The 623-nt window shown below is 49.9% G+C and carries 1 protein-coding gene; it reads left to right on the plus strand.

All coding sequences use genetic code 11. The features are described from left to right. On the plus strand, nt 1–623 hold a 623-nt coding region (locus F8279_RS31005), incomplete at both ends, for a hypothetical protein (protein ID WP_192580805.1).

Genomic DNA, 623 nt, shown 5'->3' on the forward strand with positions numbered 1-623 from the left:
GGGGGGAAAGGAGAAGGAGAAAAAGGAGAGAGAAAAGAGAAGAGGAGGAGGAAGAGGAAGAGGGGGAGAAGAGAAAGAAAAAAGAGGAAAGGGGAAGGGGAGAGAGAGAGGAGAGAAAAGAGGAAGGAAAGAAGAAAGGAAAGGAAAGAAAAAGAAGAAAAGGGAACGCGGTAAAAGAAGGAAGGAACGCCCGAGAGGAAGGAAAGGGAAAAGGAAGAGAAGAGGGAAGAAAGAGGAGAGGAAAGAAGAGAAAGGAGAAGGAAAAGGGAAAGAAGAAGAAAGAAAGAAAAGGAGAAAAGGGGAAGAGAAGAGGGAAGGAGAGAGAAGGGGGGGGGAGGAGAAAACCGGCCAGAAAAAGAAGAAAGAACAACCAGGGAGGAGGGAAAGGAAGGGAGGGGGGAAGGAAAAGGAGGGAGAAAAGGACGGGAGGAGGGGGAGGGAGAAAGGAGGAAGGAGAAGGAGAGGGAGGAAACCCGGCAAAAATAAGGAAGGAAAGGATCGAGGGAGAAGGAGAGAGGGGAGGGGGGGAAGGAGAAGGAGAGAGAGGAGAAAGAGAGGGAGGGGAAGAAGAGGAGAAGGAAGAGGAAGGAGGAAAAAAAGAAAAGGGAAGAGAGGGAAAGAGG

The sequence above is a fragment of the Micromonospora sp. AMSO1212t genome, assembly GCF_008868145.1.
Lineage (GTDB): Bacteria > Actinomycetota > Actinomycetes > Mycobacteriales > Micromonosporaceae > Micromonospora > Micromonospora tulbaghiae.